General features: G+C 67.8%; 16 protein-coding genes and 1 pseudogene. 9 read left to right on the top strand and 8 right to left on the bottom strand.

Features of this window, described 5'->3' with window-relative positions; all coding sequences use genetic code 11:
• Positions 1-11 precede the first annotated feature (11 nt).
• Positions 12-764, top strand: coding sequence for a L,D-transpeptidase family protein (locus tag G5C66_RS20115; RefSeq protein WP_338144251.1), 753 nt, complete (start codon positions 12-14; stop codon positions 762-764).
• Positions 765-917: 153 nt separating this feature from the next.
• Here G5C66_RS20115 and G5C66_RS20110 read toward each other — a convergent pair whose 3' ends face one another.
• The 5 genes from G5C66_RS20110 to rpmH are packed head-to-tail and all read right to left on the bottom strand — an operon-like array spanning position 918 to position 3,254.
• Positions 918-1,412 (bottom strand): Jag family protein, encoded by a 495-nt coding sequence (locus G5C66_RS20110; protein WP_338144250.1) that lies wholly within the window; start codon positions 1,410-1,412, stop codon positions 918-920.
• Between the two features lie 11 nt (positions 1,413-1,423).
• The gene (yidC, locus tag G5C66_RS20105; protein ID WP_165112707.1) at positions 1,424-2,413 is read right to left on the bottom strand and encodes a membrane protein insertase YidC; all 990 of its coding nucleotides are present in this window, start codon (positions 2,411-2,413) and stop codon (positions 1,424-1,426) included.
• Positions 2,414-2,462: 49 nt separating this feature from the next.
• The gene (gene yidD / locus G5C66_RS20100) at positions 2,463-2,741 is read right to left on the bottom strand and encodes a membrane protein insertion efficiency factor YidD (RefSeq protein ID WP_165112706.1); all 279 of its coding nucleotides are present in this window, start codon (positions 2,739-2,741) and stop codon (positions 2,463-2,465) included.
• Complete coding sequence (gene rnpA, locus G5C66_RS20095; protein WP_165112705.1) at positions 2,738-3,091, bottom strand: ribonuclease P protein component; 354 nt, start codon at positions 3,089-3,091, stop codon at positions 2,738-2,740. The genes yidD and rnpA overlap by 4 nt, the downstream gene beginning before the upstream one ends.
• 25 nt (positions 3,092-3,116) lie before the next feature.
• Positions 3,117-3,254 carry a 50S ribosomal protein L34 gene (gene rpmH, locus G5C66_RS20090; protein WP_165112704.1) on the bottom strand — a complete coding sequence of 46 codons (138 nt, stop codon included), beginning with the start codon at positions 3,252-3,254 and terminating at the stop codon, positions 3,117-3,119.
• A gap of 543 nt (positions 3,255-3,797) precedes the next feature.
• Between rpmH and dnaA the strand changes: the two genes are divergently transcribed.
• From dnaA to gnd, 3 genes and pseudogenes are all read left to right on the top strand, one after another.
• Positions 3,798-5,528 (top strand): chromosomal replication initiator protein DnaA, encoded by a 1,731-nt coding sequence (gene dnaA / locus G5C66_RS26155; RefSeq protein ID WP_165112703.1) that lies wholly within the window; start codon positions 3,798-3,800, stop codon positions 5,526-5,528.
• Positions 5,529-6,136: 608 nt separating this feature from the next.
• Positions 6,137-7,276 (top strand): DNA polymerase III subunit beta, encoded by a 1,140-nt coding sequence (dnaN, locus tag G5C66_RS20080; RefSeq protein ID WP_141791053.1) that lies wholly within the window; start codon positions 6,137-6,139, stop codon positions 7,274-7,276.
• A gap of 42 nt (positions 7,277-7,318) precedes the next feature.
• Positions 7,319-8,239: pseudogene (gnd, locus tag G5C66_RS20075) on the top strand (phosphogluconate dehydrogenase (NAD(+)-dependent, decarboxylating)); the annotation flags it as partial.
• Between the two features lie 66 nt (positions 8,240-8,305).
• Here the strand turns inward: gnd and G5C66_RS20070 are convergent.
• Together G5C66_RS20070 and G5C66_RS20065 are read right to left on the bottom strand one after the other, a co-directional pair.
• A complete protein-coding gene (locus G5C66_RS20070) occupies positions 8,306-8,752 on the bottom strand; it encodes a DUF2752 domain-containing protein (RefSeq protein WP_165112702.1) in 447 nt (148 codons plus the stop codon).
• Positions 8,727-9,173: an NINE protein gene (locus G5C66_RS20065; protein WP_165112701.1), complete on the bottom strand. Its 447-nt coding sequence runs from the start codon at positions 9,171-9,173 to the stop codon at positions 8,727-8,729. Before G5C66_RS20065 ends, G5C66_RS20070 begins: the two co-directional genes overlap by 26 nt.
• Positions 9,174-9,202: 29 nt before the next feature.
• Between G5C66_RS20065 and recF the strand changes: the two genes are divergently transcribed.
• From recF to G5C66_RS20040, 5 genes are all read left to right on the top strand, one after another.
• Positions 9,203-10,351 (top strand): DNA replication/repair protein RecF, encoded by a 1,149-nt coding sequence (gene recF, locus G5C66_RS20060; RefSeq protein ID WP_165112700.1) that lies wholly within the window; start codon positions 9,203-9,205, stop codon positions 10,349-10,351.
• Entirely contained in the window at positions 10,344-10,922 is a 579-nt protein-coding gene (locus G5C66_RS26150; RefSeq protein WP_338144249.1) for a DciA family protein, read from the top strand. The genes recF and G5C66_RS26150 overlap by 8 nt, the downstream gene beginning before the upstream one ends.
• A gap of 356 nt (positions 10,923-11,278) precedes the next feature.
• Positions 11,279-13,342, top strand: a complete 2,064-nt coding sequence (gyrB, locus tag G5C66_RS20050) for a DNA topoisomerase (ATP-hydrolyzing) subunit B (protein WP_165112750.1) — start codon at positions 11,279-11,281, stop codon at positions 13,340-13,342.
• A 49-nt stretch (positions 13,343-13,391) separates the two neighbouring features.
• Complete coding sequence (gene gyrA, locus G5C66_RS20045; protein ID WP_165112699.1) at positions 13,392-16,091, top strand: DNA gyrase subunit A; 2,700 nt, start codon at positions 13,392-13,394, stop codon at positions 16,089-16,091.
• The gene (locus tag G5C66_RS20040; protein WP_165112698.1) at positions 16,091-16,669 is read left to right on the top strand and encodes a DUF3566 domain-containing protein; all 579 of its coding nucleotides are present in this window, start codon (positions 16,091-16,093) and stop codon (positions 16,667-16,669) included. Before gyrA ends, G5C66_RS20040 begins: the two co-directional genes overlap by 1 nt.
• Positions 16,670-16,734: 65 nt before the next feature.
• Here the strand turns inward: G5C66_RS20040 and G5C66_RS20035 are convergent, their stop codons facing one another.
• The gene (locus G5C66_RS20035; RefSeq protein ID WP_206444348.1) at positions 16,735-17,718 is read right to left on the bottom strand and encodes a type IV toxin-antitoxin system AbiEi family antitoxin domain-containing protein; all 984 of its coding nucleotides are present in this window, start codon (positions 17,716-17,718) and stop codon (positions 16,735-16,737) included.
• Between the last annotated feature and the right edge of the window lie 125 nt (positions 17,719-17,843).

Genomic DNA, 17,843 nt, shown 5'->3' with positions numbered 1-17,843 from the left:
ACGGAGATGATGTGAACGTCCGTAGAACCCCGGTGGCGATCTTCCTCACCACCATCCTTGCCCTGGGATTCTCCCTGGGCTCGATCGCGGCGCCGAGCAGCGCCCAGGCCACCCCGGCGGCCTCCGTCGGCCAGACCGGCTTCCACACGGCGTACACCGTCCTCTACCAGCAGGGCTCGACCGGCATCGGGGTGCGCAGGATCCAGGCTCGCCTCAAGGAGCGGCGGATCTACACCGGCCGCGTCACCGGCAACTACGGTTCCAAGACCACCGGTGCCGTCAAGGTCTTCCAGCGCAACCAGCGCCTGGCCATCACCGGCAAGGTCAACCAGCGCACCCTCGACCGCCTCCGCTCGCTGACGAGCACGCCGACCGACGCCGCGCTCTACAACCTCGACCGTCGCTGCCTCACCGGCCGCGTGCTCTGCGTCGACAAGACCGACCGCCGGATGCGCTACGTACGCGCCGGCAAGATCGTCCGCGCGATGGATGCCCGCTTCGGCTGCTCCGACACCAAGACCCGCGAGGGCGCGTTCAAGGTCTACCGGAAGAGCCGCAACCACGTCTCCTCCATCTACAACACCCCGATGCCGTACGCGATGTTCTTCAACGGCGGCCAGGCGGTGCACTACTCCTCCGACTTTGCCGCCCGTGGCTACAACGGCTGCTCCCACGGCTGCGTGAACGTGCGCAACAAGTCGTCGATCGCGTGGGTCTTCGACCAGATCCGCATCGGCGACCGGGTCGTCGTCTACTGGTCCTGAGGCCTCCTGGTGGTCGAGCTTGTCGAGACCCCCAGCCCTGCAAACCGGTGGTCTCGACAGGCTCGACCACCACCACGTTCCACGTGAAACATCCGCACAAAGAGATCGCCCCTCGTGCCACACGGCACGAGGGGCGATCTCTTTGTCTCAGCGTCACTCAGGCAGGACGACCACGTAGCGTCGCGGCTCCACACCGGAGGACTCCGAGGTGAGGCCGGCGGCGGCGACGGCGTCGTGGACGACCTTCCGCTCGAACGGCGACATCGGCTTCAGCGAGACCGGGGCGCCGGACTCCTTGACCTTCTCGACGGTCTCCTCAGCGAGCGCCATCAGCGTCGAGCGACGGTTGGCGCGGTAGCCGCCGACGTCGAGCATCAGCCGGGACCGCTCGCCGGTCTCGCGGTAGACAGCGAGGCGGGTCAGCTCCTGGAGCGCGTCCAGGACCTCCCCGTGGCGGCCGACCAGCTGCTGCAGGTCGCCCCCGACGATCGAGACGGCGGCACGGTCGCCCTCGACGTCCATGTCGAGGTCACCGTCGAGGTCGGCGATGTCGAGGAGCTCTTCGAGGTAGTCGGCCGCGATGTCACCTTCCTGCTCGAGCTGCTTGAGGCGCGTCTCGTCGGTGACCGCCTCGACGTTCTCGCTCACGTCCTGGGTCGTCACTTGGTTCCCCCGTTCTTCTGGGTCGTGGAGCGACCGGCGGTCGTGCCGGCCTTCTTCCGCTGGCTCCGGGTCTGGTTCTTGGGCTGCGTACGCTGCGCCGGACGCTTCTCCGTCTGCGCCTCGTTGGCCTCGGCGATGTCGATCTCCGCGTCGGTCAGGCCCTTCTTGCGGCGCTTGGCCTTGTCGCGCTCCTGCTTGGCGTCGAACGCAGGCGTGCCGGGCGCGGGGTTGTTGCGGATCACGTAGAACTGCTGACCCATGGTCCACAGGTTGGAGGAGGTCCAGTAGAGGATCGTTCCGACCGGGAAGGCGATACCACCGACGGCGAACACGACGGGCAGCACGTAGAGCAGCAGCTTCTGCTGCTGGGCGTACTGACCGGTCATGGCGTCGGGCGGCATGTTCTTCGACATCAGCTGACGCTGGGTGAGGAAGGTGGTGGCGATCATCGCCACGACCAGGAACCCGGTCAGGAAGTAGGTGCTCATGTGGTCGGCCGTCGTGAACTGGTCCGAGAGCAGCGAGCCGAGCCAGGTCGAGGTGGCGAACTCGTGGGCAGCCTCGTCGCTCAGGAAGCCCTTGCCGACACCGTCGGAGGCGTGCTCGAGCATCCGGAACAGCACGAAGAAGATCGGCATCTGCAGCAGCAGCGGCAGGCAGGACGCGAACGGGTTGGTGCCCGAGTCCTTGTAGAGCTTCATGGTCTCGTTGGCGAGCTTCTCGCGGTCGTGACCGTACTTCTTCTGCAGCTCCCGCACCTTCGGCTGCAGCAGCTGCATGTTGCGGCTGGAGTTGATCTGCTTCACGAACAGCGGGATCAGCAGCGCGCGGATGGTCACGGTCAGGCCGACGATGGCCAGCGCCCACTGCCAGCCCTCAGACGGGATGATGTACGCGAACGCCTTCTGCCACACGAGCAGGATGCCCGAGATGGCGTAATACAGCGGTGTTGCGATCCATCCGAACAGATCGCCTATGGCTCCCACGGATCAGGCTCCTCGGTTTGGGGAGTCCGCACTTACACGGACCAGGTCTTCAGGGGTTTTTGGTGGGTACGGGATCGAAGCCCCGCGTCTTGGCCCAGGGGACACAGCGGGCCAGACGGCGCGCCGTCAGCCAGCTCCCGCGCCAGGGGCCGTGCGTCTTGACGGCCTCGAGCCCGTACGCCGAGCACGACGGGTAGTAGCGGCACACATCGCCGTAGAGCGGACTGACGAGAGTCCGCCACACGTGGAGCAGCCCGATCAGCACCGACGCGAGGAGGCGGTCGAGCTTGTCGAGAGCACCGCGTACGACGCGGACTGCCGCCGTCATCGGAGCACTCGCTCCAGACAGCGCCGCAGATCGGCACCCAGCTCGTCGTAGCCGGCGTCCGCGGCAGCAGGAAGCGCACGGACCACAAGCACAGCAGAGCCCGGGAGTCCGCTCAGGGACTCCCGGGCCTGGTGACGCAGTCTGCGCTTCACGCGATTCCGGACGACGGCCGGGCCGACGGCCTTGCTCACCACGAAGCCCACCTGTGGCTCGGTCGCCCGGTCGCCGTCAATGCCGGCACCGGGGACGAGCAGATGGACCACCAGGCTCTTCGAGCCCGCGCGCTTGCCTCGTCGTACCGCTTCTTTGAAGCCCGACGAATCGATCAGTCGATGGCGACGTGGCAGCACGCGCGTGGTGGCTGAGGCCGGGGCCTCAGACGGTCAGGCTCTTGCGACCCTTGCGGCGGCGCGCCGCGAGGATGGCACGGCCGGCACGGGTGCGCATGCGCAGGCGGAAACCGTGCGTCTTGTGACGGCGGCGGTTGTTCGGCTGGTAAGTACGCTTGCTCACGGGGTGCTTCCTTAGTTGTGTGGGGCCGGCTGCTCTTCCGGCTGGTCTGATGGGTCGCCCTCGGTGGTTCCAGGCGGGCCGTTTCAACAAACACCGCCCGTCCGCGCCTCGGCGACCGAGGCGTGGACATGCGGCGCCCGTAGATTCGACGGACCTAGCAACGGTACGTGGACGGTGAAACCACGGTCAAACTCGCGCCCTATCACACACCTGTGATTCGCCCTCAACCTGTGGAGGACGGGTTGCCCGTGATGGTCGCCTGCCGGTAACTTCGTCCTCTACCGAGGTTTCCCTGCACATCGTCAGGAGCGTCGGCCGCATTCGGGGGGATGCCACGCTGGGATCTATTTTTCCCGCCTGACCTGCCGGAACGGTCGGATTCTCGAGGACGGCGACGTGTCTCGGTTGGTCTCCGATGCCTACATTCGGGGATGCTCCACAGCTTGTGGAAAAGTCTGTGGAGGATGTAGACCAGACCGCTGCACCGATCCAGGCTGCATCAATACCGACCACCACCCGAGCCATCAGGGAAGGCAGGAATCTGTGGAGCACTCCGGCCTCGCGCCAGAACCACAGCCAGATCTCCAGTCCGCATGGACGCGGGTGGTCGCCGAGCTTCCGCCGAACCAGCGCGCCTGGCTCCGGGACAGTGAGCCGCTGACCCTGCACGGGTCGACCGCGATCGTCGAGGTCCCCAACGACTTCATCCGCAACCAGATCGAGGGCCGCCTGCGCGGCACGCTGGAGAAGTCGCTCGGTGAGATCTTCGCCCGCGAGATCCGGATCGCGGTCACCGTCAACCCCGACATCGAGGTCACGCCCGACCCCGACACCCAGGCGATCATGATCTCCGAGCGGGAGATCGCCGCTGCGGATGCTGCCGCTGCCGCGGCCCTCCAGCAGCAGAACGCCTTCCCGAACCAGTCGGCCTTCCCGCACCAGTCGGTCTACCCGACCACCCCGCCGGGCCTGATCCCCGGCGTGCCCGCGGCGACCGAGCCTCCCGGCGAGCCGACGGCTCCCCCCGCGTACGCGGGGCCGCAGGCTCCACTCACCCCGCCGCCCTCGTCGCAGCCGGCTCCGCCCGCGGGCCGTGAGGACGTACGTCCCGACTATGCCGACATGTCGACAAATCCCCCGGCGCCGCCGGTCGCGCCCGTCGAGGAGCCGCCCCCGCCGCGGCAGCTCGTGCCCGGCCCGCCGACGCGGGCGAGCGAGCCGAGCCACAACGTCCTCGAGACCCGGCTCAATCCGAAGTACACCTTCGAGACCTTCGTCATCGGGTCGTCCAACCGGTTCCCGCACGCGGCCGCGGTCGCGGTCAGCGAGGCGCCGGGCAAGGCCTACAACCCGCTGCTGGTCTACGGCGAGTCCGGTCTGGGCAAGACCCACCTGCTGCACGCGATCGGTCACTACGTACGCAGCCTCTACTCCGGGGCGAAGGTGCGCTACGTCAGCTCCGAGGAGTTCACCAACGAGTTCATCAACGCGATCCGCGACGACCGGCAGGACCGGTTCAAGCGGCGCTACCGCGATGTCGACGTCCTGCTGATCGACGACATCCAGTTCCTGGAGGGGAAGACCCAGACGCAGGAGGAGTTCTTCCACACCTTCAACACGCTCCACAACGCCAACAAGCAGATCGTGCTCACCTCCGACCGTCCGCCCAAGCGGCTCGAGGCGCTCGAGGACCGGCTGCGCAACCGGTTCGAGTGGGGTCTGATCACCGACGTCCAGCCGCCCGACATCGAGACCCGCATCGCGATCCTCCGTAAGAAGGCAGCGATGGAGCGGCTCACCGCGCCGCCGGACGTGCTCGAGTTCATCGCGAGCAAGATCCAGACCAACATCCGTGAGCTCGAGGGCGCGCTGATCCGGGTGACGGCGTTCGCCAACCTCAACCGCCAGGACGTCGACCTGACCCTGGCCGAGATCGTGCTCAAGGACCTGATCCCCGAGGGCGGCGAGCCCGAGATCACCGCCGGCCTGATCATCGCCCAGACCGCCGCCTACTTCGGGCTGTCGATCGACGAGCTCACCGGACCCTCGCGTGGGCGCCACCTCGTCATGGCCCGGCAGATCGCCATGTATCTGTGTCGTGAGCTCACCGAGGACTCCCTGCCGAAGATCGGCAAGCACTTCGGCGGCCGCGACCACACCACCGTGATGTACGCCGAGCGCAAGATCAACCAGCTCCTCGCCGAGCGCCGGGCGGTCTTCAACCAGGTCTCCGAGCTCACCAACCGCGTCAAGATGCAGGCCCGCCAGGGCTGACAGCACCCGCGTTCGTACGCGGCCGCCGACCCCGACCGGGGCGGCGGCCGTTTCGCGTTTTGGGATTTGCAAAACCCACAGGACGAGATTTCCCAGGTTGTCCACAGCCCACAGGCTGGGTGGAACCTGTGGAGAACCGGCGGTTCAAATGGGATGGAAAAGGGGATGGCCTGTGCACAAAACACCGGACCGGGCCGACAACTCTCCACAGCCCACAGTGACGTGCGTCATTTCAGCAGGGCGTCCACATCCCCTGTGGAATCACATTTTCCGGGCTGACCAGCGACAACGCGCCTCATCCACATTTCCCACAGATGCTCTTATGACGTACGAAACTATTTACGTCCATGGATCCTCGGTGAAATTCCACGAACGCCCTTCCCTGGGGACAACCCGCTCGGCGCCTCGAGTGCACAGATAGGCCTGTGAAGAGCCGACACCGATGAGCGCTTACCGGTTGTCGGCGGTCCGTGGCAGGATGCGTACTCCAGGTCATGTCAACGCGGGGGCGTTCCGGAACCGGTGTCGTCTCCCCTCAAGGGTTGAGCACAGCCCGGAGCGCATGTCCTCATACGCCCGATGTCGAGTTAGAAGAAGGACAGGTCATCGTGAAGTTCCGCGTCGACCGCGACGTGTTCGCGGATGCTGTCGCCTGGGCTGCCCGCAGCCTTCCGGTACGCCCGAGCACCCCGGTGCTCTCCGGCCTCCTGATCGAGGCGGGTCACGAGGGCCTGGTGCTCTCGACGTTCGACTATGAGACCTCCGCGCGAGCGACGCTGTCCGCCGAGGTCGCCGACGAGGGCAAGGCGCTGGTCTCGGGCAAGCTGCTCGCCGACATCTGCCGCAGCCTCCCGGCCAAGCCGGTCGAGATGGTGACCGACGGCTCCCGCGTCTCGCTCACCTGCGGGAGCGCGCGGTTCAGCCTGCAGACGATGCCGGTCGAGGACTACCCGACCCTGCCGGAGATGCCGACCGCTGCCGGCACGGTGAAGTCGGAGCTGTTCGCCCACGCCGTCGCCCAGGCCGTGACCGCCGCCGGCCGTGACGACATGCTGCCGGTGCTGACCGGCGTGCGGCTCGAGATCGAGGGCTCCACGATCTCGCTGCTCGCCACCGACCGCTTCCGGCTCTCCCACCGCGAGCTCGAGTGGAACCCGGCCACCCCCGACGAGAGCCTCGCGGCACTGGTGCCCGCGAAGGTCCTCGGCGACACCGCCAAGTCGCTGACCAGCGGCAGCGAGGTCACCCTCGCGCTGTCCACCACCGGCACGGGCGAGGGGATCATCGGCTTCGAGGGCGCGGCCGCGGGTGGCGTACGCCGCACCACGACGCGCCTGCTCGACGGCGAGTTCCCGAAGGTGCGCAGCCTGTTCCCGGCCGAGCACCTCACCACCGCGCTGGTCGACAAGGCGTCGCTGGTCGAGTCGGTCAAGCGCGTGGCCCTGGTCGCCGAGCGCAACACCGCGGTCCAGATGGTCTTCGAGGACGGCGTGCTCACTCTCGACGCGGGCTCCGGCGACGAGGCCCAGGCTTCCGAGTCGATCGAGGCGACCATGGAGGGTGAGGGCCTGACCACCGGGTTCAACCCGCAGTTCCTCCTCGACGGGCTGCAGGCCATCGACGAGCAGGTCGTCGAGCTCGCGTTCACCCAGGCCCCGAAGCCCGTGGTGATCAGCGGCAAGCCGGCCGAGGGCGGCGAGGAGCCGGGCTTCCGCTACCTGCTCATGCCGCGCCGCCTGCTTTCCTGACCATCTCCCGCTCACACCTCGCTCGTAGGGTGGTCTCGACAGGCTCGACCACCGGATCTGAAGGAATCTCGTATGCACATCGGACTCGTCGGCCTCGGCAAGATGGGTGGCAACATGCGCACCCGCCTGCGGGAGGCCGGTCACACCGTCGTCGGATACGACCGCAACCCTGACCTCGCCGACGTGGCGAGCCTCGCGGAGATGGTCGAGGCGCTGCCCAGCCCGAAGGTGGTCTGGGTGATGGTGCCGGCGGGCGACCCGACCCGCTCCACGATCGCGGAGCTCAAGGAGCTCCTCGGCGAGGGTGACCTCGTCGTCGACGGCGGCAACTCGAAATACACCGACGACGCCAAGAACGCCGAGAGCCTGTCCGAGAAGGGCATCGGCTTCGTCGACTGTGGTGTCTCCGGCGGTGTCTGGGGTCTCCAGAACGGCTACGCCCTGATGTACGGCGGGTCCGAGGAGGACGCCGCCAAGGTGATGCCGGCCTTCGAGGCGCTCAAGCCGTCCGGCACCGAGGACGGCCTGGTCCACTGCGGCACCACCCCCGGCGCCGGCCACTTCTCCAAGATGGTCCACAACGGCATCGAGTACGCCATGATGCAGGCCTACGCCGAGGGCTGGGAGCTCCTCGACAAGGTGGACATCGTCGACAACGTCCCGGAGATCTTCGCCTCGTGGCGCACCGGCACGGTCGTACGCTCCTGGCTGCTCGACCTGCTCGTCGACCAGCTGCGCGCCGACGAGCACCTCGACAAGATCAAGGGCTACGCCGACGACTCGGGCGAGGGCCGCTGGACCGTCGAGGCTGCGATCGAGAACGCCGTCCCGATGCCGGCGATCTCGGCCTCGCTGTTCGCGCGGTTCGTCTCCCGGCAGGAGGACGACCACGCCATGAAGGCGATCGCCGCGATGCGCAACGGGTTCGGCGGGCACGCGGTGATCTCGGAGTCGGAGGCCTGATCCACCCGCTTCGCGGGTGGTCATCTCGACAAGCTCGATACACCGCTCGACAGGCTCGACCACCATCTAGATGGGGTCGATGACTCCGGTCATGGTGAGGATCAGACGCACGGCGCCGTGGGCGACGAAGAGTGCGAAGAGGCCCAGGACGACCGGGTTCTTCACGAGTTTGTCGAGGTCAGCGGGGCGTCTCCCGGAGAGGCGGGATCGCCCCGCGACCACGGCGAGGACGACGATCGCCGCGATGAGCACCGGTCCGAACCAGTTGCTCGCCAGCGAGGACCCGACGTCACCGTGCATCAGGTAGACCCACGACCGGGTCAGACCGCAGCCGGGGCAGGGCAGACCGGTGAGCGCGCGGAACGGGCAGATCACCGGGCCGTCCTCGATGCCGCCGGCGGGCAGGAGCGCCGCGATGACGATCCCGCCGACGCCGATCGCGGCGGTGACCTCCGTGGAGCTCACCGCCGCGGCGCGCTGACGCAGGTCAGGAGAGGGGCTTACCGTCGGCATCCGGGAACTTTCGCACGGCGACCAGGATGATGTCGATGATCGTCCAGATCCCGAACCCACCACAGGTGACCAGCTTCAGGATCCCGAGACCGATCTGCCCGACGTAGAACCTGTCCACGCCGAGGGAACCCAGGAAGATCGAGAGCAGCAGGGTGATCAGCCACTCCCGGCTCGAGAAGACGCCCGGGATCTGTTTCACGGGAAACCACTGCTGGTCGGTGCCGAGGCTGGCCGGGGTGTCCGACTTGATCTGCCCGGCGGCAGCCATCTGAGCGAGCTGCTGGACCGGGTAGGGCCCGTGGACCTGGCCCATCACCGACAGGTAGAAAGGCGATGTATCGAGCCTGTCGAGATGTCCGGCCGACCCGCCGGAGGCGGGCTGCCCTGGAGGCGGGCCGTAAGGGTTGGGAGACTGGGTCATACAGGCACCTTAACGAGAGAGGAAACACGATGTACGTCTCCCACCTCTCTCTCCATGACTTCCGCTCCTACCCCACAATCGAGGTCCCCCTCGAAGCGGGTGTGACCGCGTTCGTCGGCCGCAACGGTCAGGGCAAGACCAACCTGGTCGAGGCGATCGACTACCTATCCCGCCTGCAGTCCCACCGGGTCGCCACCGACGCCCCGCTGGTCCGGGCCGGCGCCGACCAGGCCGTGGTGCGCGCGGCGGTCGTACGCGACGGCCGCACCGCCACGCTCGAGATCGAGATCAACGCCGGCCGCGCCAACAAGGCCCGGATCAACCGGAGCCCGCTCCCCCGCACCCGCGACCTGGTCGGCCTGGTCCGCACCGTCGTCTTCTCCCCCGAGGACCTCACCCTCGTCAAGGGCGATCCCTCCGACCGGCGGCGCTTCCTCGACGACCTGATGATCCTGCGCAGCCCCCGTCTGGCAGGCGTACGCAGCGACTACGACCGCATCCTCAAGCAGCGCAACTCGCTGCTCAAGACCGCCGGCCTCGCCCGCGGCTCGGCACGCGAGGGCGCCCTCGCCACCCTGGCCGTCTGGGACGACCACCTCGCCCGCACCGGCGCCGAGATCCTGGCCCAACGTCTCGCCCTCGTCGACGCGCTCAAGCCGTACGTCGGCAAGGCCTACGAGACCGTCGCCCGCGGCGCGAGCCGCGACGACGCCGACATCACCTACAAACCGGTGGTCGAGCCTGTCGAGACCACCACCCCGAGCGTAGGGACCCTCCGCCAAGCAATCCTCGAGGAGCTGGCGCGACGCCAGAAGGACGAGCTCGACCGCGGCATCAGCCTGGTCGGCCCTCACCGCGACGACCTGCTCCTCCACATCAGCGCCGGCACCGAGCGGCTCCCGGTGAAGGGCTACGCCAGCCACGGCGAGTCCTGGTCGTTCGCGCTGGCGCTCCGGTTGGCTGCATACGACCTGCTGCGTGCCGACGGCGACGACCCCATCCTGATCCTCGACGACGTCTTCGCCGAGCTCGACAGCCAGCGCCGGGTCCAGCTGGCCGAGCTGGTCGCCGGCGCCGAGCAGGTCCTGGTCACCGCCGCGGTCCCCGAGGACGTACCCGAGGCTCTGGCCGGTGCCCGCTACCACGTCAAGGCCGGCGAGGTGACCCGCGGTGAGTGACGAAGAGCCGGTGGTCGAGCCGGTGGTCGAGCTTGTCGAGACCACCCCTGAGGAGGAAGAACCCGAGAAGCGCCCCGACGGCCTCGACCTCGCCCGCTCCCTGACCCGGGCGACCGCCAAGATGCCCGCGCCCAAGGCGGGCATGAGGAAGAAGCGGCGTACGCCCGACGGCACCACGCGACGCGGCATGGTCTCCGGCGCCCGCCCCGACGACCGCGACCCCCAGCTCATCGACTCCGTGGTCAGCCGGATGGTCAACGACCACGGCTGGGACACCTCGCTGCGGGTGCACGGCGTGATGGCCCGCTGGCCCGACATCGTCGGCGAGGAGATCGCCGACCACACCACCCCGGAGTCGTACGCCGACGGCAAGCTGTCCGTGCGCACCGACTCGACCGCCTGGGCGACCCAGCTCAAGCTGCTCGCACCCAATCTGGTCAAGCGGCTCAACGAGGAGCTCGGCCACGGAACCGTCCTCGTCATCGAGGTGCTCGGCCCGCATCTCCCTTCGTGGAAGAAGGGCCCCCGCGGTCTTCGGGATGGTCGCGGACCACGCGACACCTACGGCTGAGAAGCCGTCCCGATCGCACCGGTGAACAGGTGTTCGAGGCCTGTCGCCTGAGCCGCGATCTGCCGCTCTGGGCGCCCTCCGGACGTATAGGGACTCACCCAGCCCCCTGCTGAGGGCGCAGAGACACCGTCAGGAGACGCACAGACGCTCATTTCCGTCACAGTTCCCCCTCAGGAAAGCCCGCGTGCGTGGAATCCGGGGTTCTACGGGGTAACATAGGGGTTGGGTCGATCGTCCTAGGTTTCTGTTCCCCGGCGCTGGTCGGCCCGTTGCATGCCCGACCGACACCACGTCCGATTCCGGACCGAAATGACAGGTGGATCGCACCGGTGACCGCTGCCGACCAGACGACTCCCATGCCGGACGACCAGACCGCAGACGGAGTCGAGTACGACGCGTCTGCCATCCAGGTTCTCGAAGGGCTCGAAGCGGTCCGCAAGCGACCGGGTATGTACATCGGCTCGACGGGAGCCCGCGGTCTCCACCACCTGATCTGGGAGATCGTGGACAACGCGGTCGACGAGGCGCTCGCCGGCTACTGCGACACCATCAAGGTGACGCTGCGCGAGGACGGCTGGGTGAGCGTCTCCGACAACGGTCGCGGCATCCCGACCGACACCGCGCCCGGACAGGAGATCCCCGCCGCGACCCTGGCGCTGACCGTGCTGCACGCGGGCGGCAAGTTCGGCGGCGGCGGCTACAAGGTCTCCGGTGGTCTGCACGGCGTCGGCTCCTCCGTGGTGAACGCGCTCTCCACCAACCTCCGCATGGAGATCAAGAACCGGGGACGCCTGTGGGAGCAGGAGTTCACCCTCGGCGTACCGGACTACGACCTGCGTGAGGTCCGCGAGCTCGAGGAGGGTGAGCGCACCGGCACCACGATCTCGTGGAACGCCTCCGCCGACATCTTCGAGTCGACCGACTACAACCTCGAGACCATCTCGAGCCACTTCCGTGAGACCGCGTTCCTCAACAAGGGGCTGCGGATCGAGCTGCGCGACGAGCGTCCGCAGGCCTCCGCGATCGCCGAGGCCGTCGAGGACGGCACCGTGGAGCAGGACACCGGCGGTGCCGACGAGCTGCACAGCTCCGGCAACGGCGAGCGGGTGCTCGAGCAGTCCTTCTACTACGAGCGCGGTCTGGCCGACTACGTCGACCACCTCAACAAGCGCAAGACCCCGGTCTCCAGCATCATCGCCTTCGAGGCCGAGACCGACGACAAGGCGCCCAACCCGATGAGCGTCGAGATCGCCATGCAGTGGCAGGCCTCGTCCTACAACGAGTCGGTCCACACCTTCGCCAACACGGTCAACACCCCCGGCGGCGGCACCCACGAGGAGGGCTTCCGCGCCGCGCTCACCACCCTGGTCAACCGCTGGGGTGAGGAGTGGGGTCTGATCAAGAAGAAGGAGGACCGGCTCACAGGTGACGACATCCGTGAAGGTCTCACCGCGATCATCTCCGTGAAGATCGGCGAGCCGCAGTTCGAGGGTCAGACCAAGGACAAGCTGGGCAACACCGAGGTCAAGGGCTTCGTGCAGGGCGCGGTCAACGACCAGCTCGGTGACTGGCTGGAGAAGAACCCGGCCGAGGGCAAGGAGATCATCCGCAAGTCGATGGCCGCCGCCTCAGCGCGCATCGCCGCCCGCAAGGCACGCGACCTGGCCCGCAACCGCAAGGGCATCGGCGGCGGTGGCGGTCTGCCCGGCAAGCTGGCCGACTGCCAGTCGACCAACCCTGAAGAGTGCGAGATCTTCATCGTCGAGGGTGACTCCGCGGGTGGCTCGGCCAAGTCCGGCCGCGACCCGCGCATCCAGGCGATCCTCCCGATCCGAGGCAAGATCCTCAACGTCGAGAAGGCCCGGATCGACAAGGTGCTCGCCAACCAGGAGGTCCAGGCGATCATCTCCGCGCTCGGCACCGGCGTGCACGACGACTTCGACATCAACCGGCTGCGCTACCACAAGATCGTGATGATGGCTGACGCCGACGTCGACGGTCACCACATCAACACGCTGCTGCTGACGCTGCTGTTCCGGTTCATGAAGCCGCTGATCGAGCAGGGCTACGTCTACCTCGCCCAGCCGCCGCTCTACCGGCTGCGCTGGAACAAGCCGGCCGAGCACGAGTTCGTCTACTCCGACGCCGAGCGCGACGCGCTCATGCGCGACGGTCTGGAGCAGGGCAAGAAGCTCCCCAAGGAGAACCCGGTCCAGCGCTACAAGGGTCTGGGCGAGATGAACGCCGACGAGCTGTGGGAGACCACGATGGACCCCTCGCAGCGGCTGCTGCTGCAGGTCACCCTCGAGGACGCAGCCCACGCCGACGAGATCTTCTCCATCCTCATGGGTGAGGACGTCGCCGAACGGCGCTCCTTCATCCAGCGCAACGCCAAGGACGTCCGATTCCTCGATATCTGAGTCTGTTCCAGACGCTAGATACCGATAGACGCACGCAGAAAGTGAAATCGTGACCGAGACTCCTCCGGAAGGCACCGGGCAGACCCACGCCGGCGGCCGGATCGAGACCGTCGAGCTGCAGTCCTCGATGCAGGCCAGCTACATCGACTACGCGATGGCCGTCATCGTCGGCCGCGCGTTGCCCGACGTACGCGACGGCCTCAAGCCCGTCCACAGGCGTGTGCTCTACGCGATGTACGACGGTGGCTACCGCCCCGACCGAGGGTTCTCCAAGTGCGCCCGCGTCGTCGGTGAGGTGATGGGTAACTACCACCCCCACGGCGACTCGGCGATCTACGACACCCTGGTCCGCCTCGCGCAGCCGTGGGTGCTGCGCTACCCGCTGATCCACGGCCAGGGCAACTTCGGCTCGCCCGGTAACGACCCGGCCGCGGCCATGCGTTACACCGAGTGCCGGATGGCGCCGCTGGCCCTGGAGATGGTCCGCGACATCACCGAGGACACCGTCGACTTCGGGCCCAACTACGACGGCCGCTCCCAGGAGCCGGGCATCCTGCCCAGCCGTTTCCCGAACCTGCTGGTCAACGGCAGCGCCGGCATCGCGGTCGGCATGGCGACCAACATCCCGCCGCACAACCTGCGTGAGGTCGCCTCCGGCGCGAAGTGGGCGCTCGAGCACCCCGACGCCACCCGTGAGGAGCTCCAGGACGCGCTGATCGAGCGGGTCAAGGGTCCCGACTTCCCCAACGGCGCGCTGATCGTCGGCCGTGAGGGCATCGAGCAGGCCTACCGCACCGGCCGCGGCTCGATCACGCAGCGTGCGGTGATCGACGTCGACGAGGACAGCAAGGGCCGCACCACCCTGGTCATCACCGAGCTCCCCTACATGGTGAACCCGGACAACCTCGCCCAGAAGATCGCCGACCTGGCCGACACCGGCAAGGTGCAGGGCATCGCGGACGTCAAGGACAACACCTCCTCCCGCACCGGGCAGCAGCTCGTGGTCGTGCTCAAGCGCGACGCGGTCGCCCGGGTCGTACTCAACAACCTGCTCAAGCACACCGAGCTGCAGACCAACTTCTCCGCCAACATGCTGGCGCTGGTCGACGGTGTGCCGCGCACGCTCTCGATCGACCAGTTCATCTCCAACTGGGTCGAGCACCAGATCGACGTCATCCGGAGGCGTACGGCATTCCGGCTGCGCAAGGCCGAGGAGGACGCCCACATCTGGCGCGGCCTCGTCAAGGCGCTGGACCAGCTCGACGCGGTGATCGCGCTGATCCGCTCCTCCCCCGAGGTCGACGACGCCCGTCAGGGCCTGATCCGGCTGCTCGAGATCGACGAGATCCAGGCCAACGCGATCCTCGACATGCAGCTGCGCCGCCTCGCCGCGCTGGAGCGGCAGAAGATCATCGACAGGCTCGCCGAGCTCGAGCGGATCATCGCCGACCTCGAGGACATCCTCGCCAACGTCGCCCGCCAGCGCTCGATCGTGGGCGAGGAGCTCGACGAGATCGTCGCGAAGTACGGCGACGACCGGCGCACTCAGATCATCGCCGCCGACGGCGACCTCTCCATGGAGGACCTCATCCCCGATGAGGAGCTCGTCGTCTCGATCACCCGCGGCGGCTACGCCAAGCGCACCCTCGCGGGTGAGTACCGCACCCAGAAGCGCGGTGGCAAGGGCGTACGCGGCGCCACGCTGCGCGGCGACGACGTGGTCGAGCACTTCATCGCGACCACCAACCACCACTGGCTGCTCTTCTTCACCACCGCCGGCCGGGTCTACCGGATCAAGGCCTACAACCTGCCCGAGGCGGCGCGTGACGCCAAGGGTGGTCACGTGGCCGGGCTGCTCTCGTTCCAGCCGGACGAGTCGATCGCCCAGGTGCTCGCGATCCGCGACTACGAGCAGGCGCCCTACCTCGTGCTGGCGACCCGCTCCGGCCTGATCAAGAAGACCCGCCTCGGCGACTACAACTCGCCCCGTCAGGCCGGCGTCATCGCGATCAACTTCCGCGAGGACGACGACGAGCTGATCGGCGCCGAGCTGGTCAACTCCGAGGACGACATCCTGCTGGTCTCCCGCAAGGGCCAGGCGATCCGGTTCCGCGCCGACGACAACCAGCTGCGGCCGATGGGCCGGGCGACCTCCGGCGTCACCGGCATGAAGTTCCGCGACGGCGACTCGCTGCTGTCGATGTCGGTCATCCGCGCCGAGCACGTCGCCGCCGAGATCGCGGCCGGGCTCTCCGAGGCCAACGAGGACACCGCGGACGTCGCGGCTCCCGTCTCGGGCTCGGAGTCGCCGGACGAGGTCAAGGAGCAGTTCGTCTTCACCATCACCGACGGCGGTTTCGCGAAGCGTACGAAGATCTCCGAGTACCGACTGCAGTCCCGCGGCGGTCTGGGCATCAAGACGATGGCCCTGACCAACGCCGACCGTGGCGGTCTGGTGGGTGCGTTCATCGTGGTCGACGGTGACGAGGTCCTCTCCATCACCGCCTCCGGCCAGGTCGTACGCAGCCCGATCAACTCGGACTTCCGAGCCACCGGTCGCTCCACCCAGGGCGTCAAGTTCGTCTCCCCCAAGAAGGGTGACTCGGTCGCTGTCGTGGCCCGTTCCGTCGAGGCCCGCGAGGTCGACGAAGACGTCGTCCCCGGGACAGAGGTTGCGGATGATGTAACAATCGGGGAAGAGGGCGAGCCCGGAGCGCCGTCCGAGACGACTACGGAAGATGAATCCTGATGACGGACCGCACCGCCGACAGCACGACTGGGGGAGTCGCGATGACCGAGCGGAACGAGACCGCAGCACAGCCGGTGACCCAGCGGATCACCGACACGGTGGCCAACGCCGCCAGTGAGTTCAAGCGTACGACCTCGGCAGCCGCCTCCGCCGTGGCCTCGACCGCCCGCACCTCCGGCCCAGCCGGCGCGGAGCGGGCCGCGGCCGGCGGATCGGTGCGCCGGGCCCGGCTGAGCCTGAGCCGGATCGACCCGTGGTCGGTCATGAAGATGTCCTTCCTCCTCTCGATCGCGCTCAGCGTCGTGGTGATCGTCGCCGTCTTCGTCATCTGGTCGGTGCTCGGCGCCGCCGGTGTCTGGGACGCGATCAACCAGGCCGTGCAGGACGTCGTCGGTGACTCCAGCGCCGGCTGGAACGTGCAGGACTACCTCGGCCTCGCGCGTGTCATGGGCTTCACCATGGTCGTCTCGGTGGTCAACATCGTCCTGATGACCGCCGTCGCCACCCTCGCGGCGTTCCTCTACAACATGGCTGCGGCGCTGCTCGGCGGCGTCGAGGTCGAGCTCACCGAGAACTGAGCCGCACTCGCTTCTACAACCTGGGGAGGGCTGTCCGAACACGGTTCGGACAGCCCTCCCCAGGTTCATTGACGCAGGTGGCAGCTCGGGCCGCAGTCTCGCATCGGTCCGGTCCAGCCGTTCCTGATGAGGATCTCTCCTACGCGGGCCGCTGTCTGACACGGAGTGCCGAAGACCTGATGAAACCTCAGCCTGGCGGTGACCGACCCCAACCGAGCCAGATCGTCCAACGAGCGGTCCGCGTCACGAGCCTGGTCTCGCCAGGATTCGTGGCCGAGTGCACCGTCGAGCTCGACCACCAGCCCGTACGCCTCGTACTCGACATCGCGGAACTGGTTTCCCGAGGCGGTCGTCCGTGGAGACTGGCGCCGACCCTCTGGCAGGCCGTGAGGTCGCTCGACCTTGGTGAGATAGCCGTGCTCGAGCACGGAGTGCGTGCCCGTCGCGAGGTCGTCCACCAAGCCCTGGATGAGCTTGCGGCGGCGTAGGGAGTGCGCGCGGTCCAGGGCCGCCTGGAGGCTGGCGGCAGTGACGTACGACCTGCTCGCCACCTCGGCAACCTGGGCGATCGCGTCGATCTCCGACCTCGCCTCGTTCGCCATCGCCAACGCGTTGTCCTCGGCCTTGAGGCGTGGCGGCGTACCTCCGTACGCCTTGAGCTCGAGATTGCGCATCCGGTGGACGACGATGCCGGGCTGAGGCATGACCTTGCGTGAGTGATCGATGGCGACGTGGATCGGCCGCCCGTCGTCGCGGCCTCGCGGAGCCTCGAGGCTGCCTCGGCAGAGCACGGCCGGGCCGGCATAGAGCACCGCGGCCCAGGCACGCTGCTCCCAGGTGAGCGGTCCGGTGTGGTCGATGTAGACGCGCGGGTGGACGCGGCGGAGCTCGTTGCGGCGTACGGCCCGTTCGATGTCGATCCTGCTGAACCCGCCCGCGGTGAGCTGCGCGTGGGTCGCGACGCCGCCCTGCATCCGCCGCTGCGCATCGAGCAGGCGCGCCGCATCCTCGCGCGCGTGGATCGCCTGCAGGTCCTCCGAGTCGGACATGCTCGAACCCTAACCCTGGGGAGACTCATCCGAACCAGGTTCGGACCGACCTCCCCAGGGTGGGCAGGGTGTCACCGTTTTGGTTCCACGGGCGGCGGCCGGGTAATGTTTCCTCTCGCCTGCTG

Origin of the sequence: Nocardioides turkmenicus (genome assembly GCF_011045035.1) — a bacterium.
GTDB classification, from domain to species: Bacteria; Actinomycetota; Actinomycetes; order Propionibacteriales; family Nocardioidaceae; genus Nocardioides; species Nocardioides turkmenicus.
The sequence above is the reverse complement of the archived record's forward strand: the minus strand, read 5'-3'. Positions and strand labels throughout refer to the sequence as shown.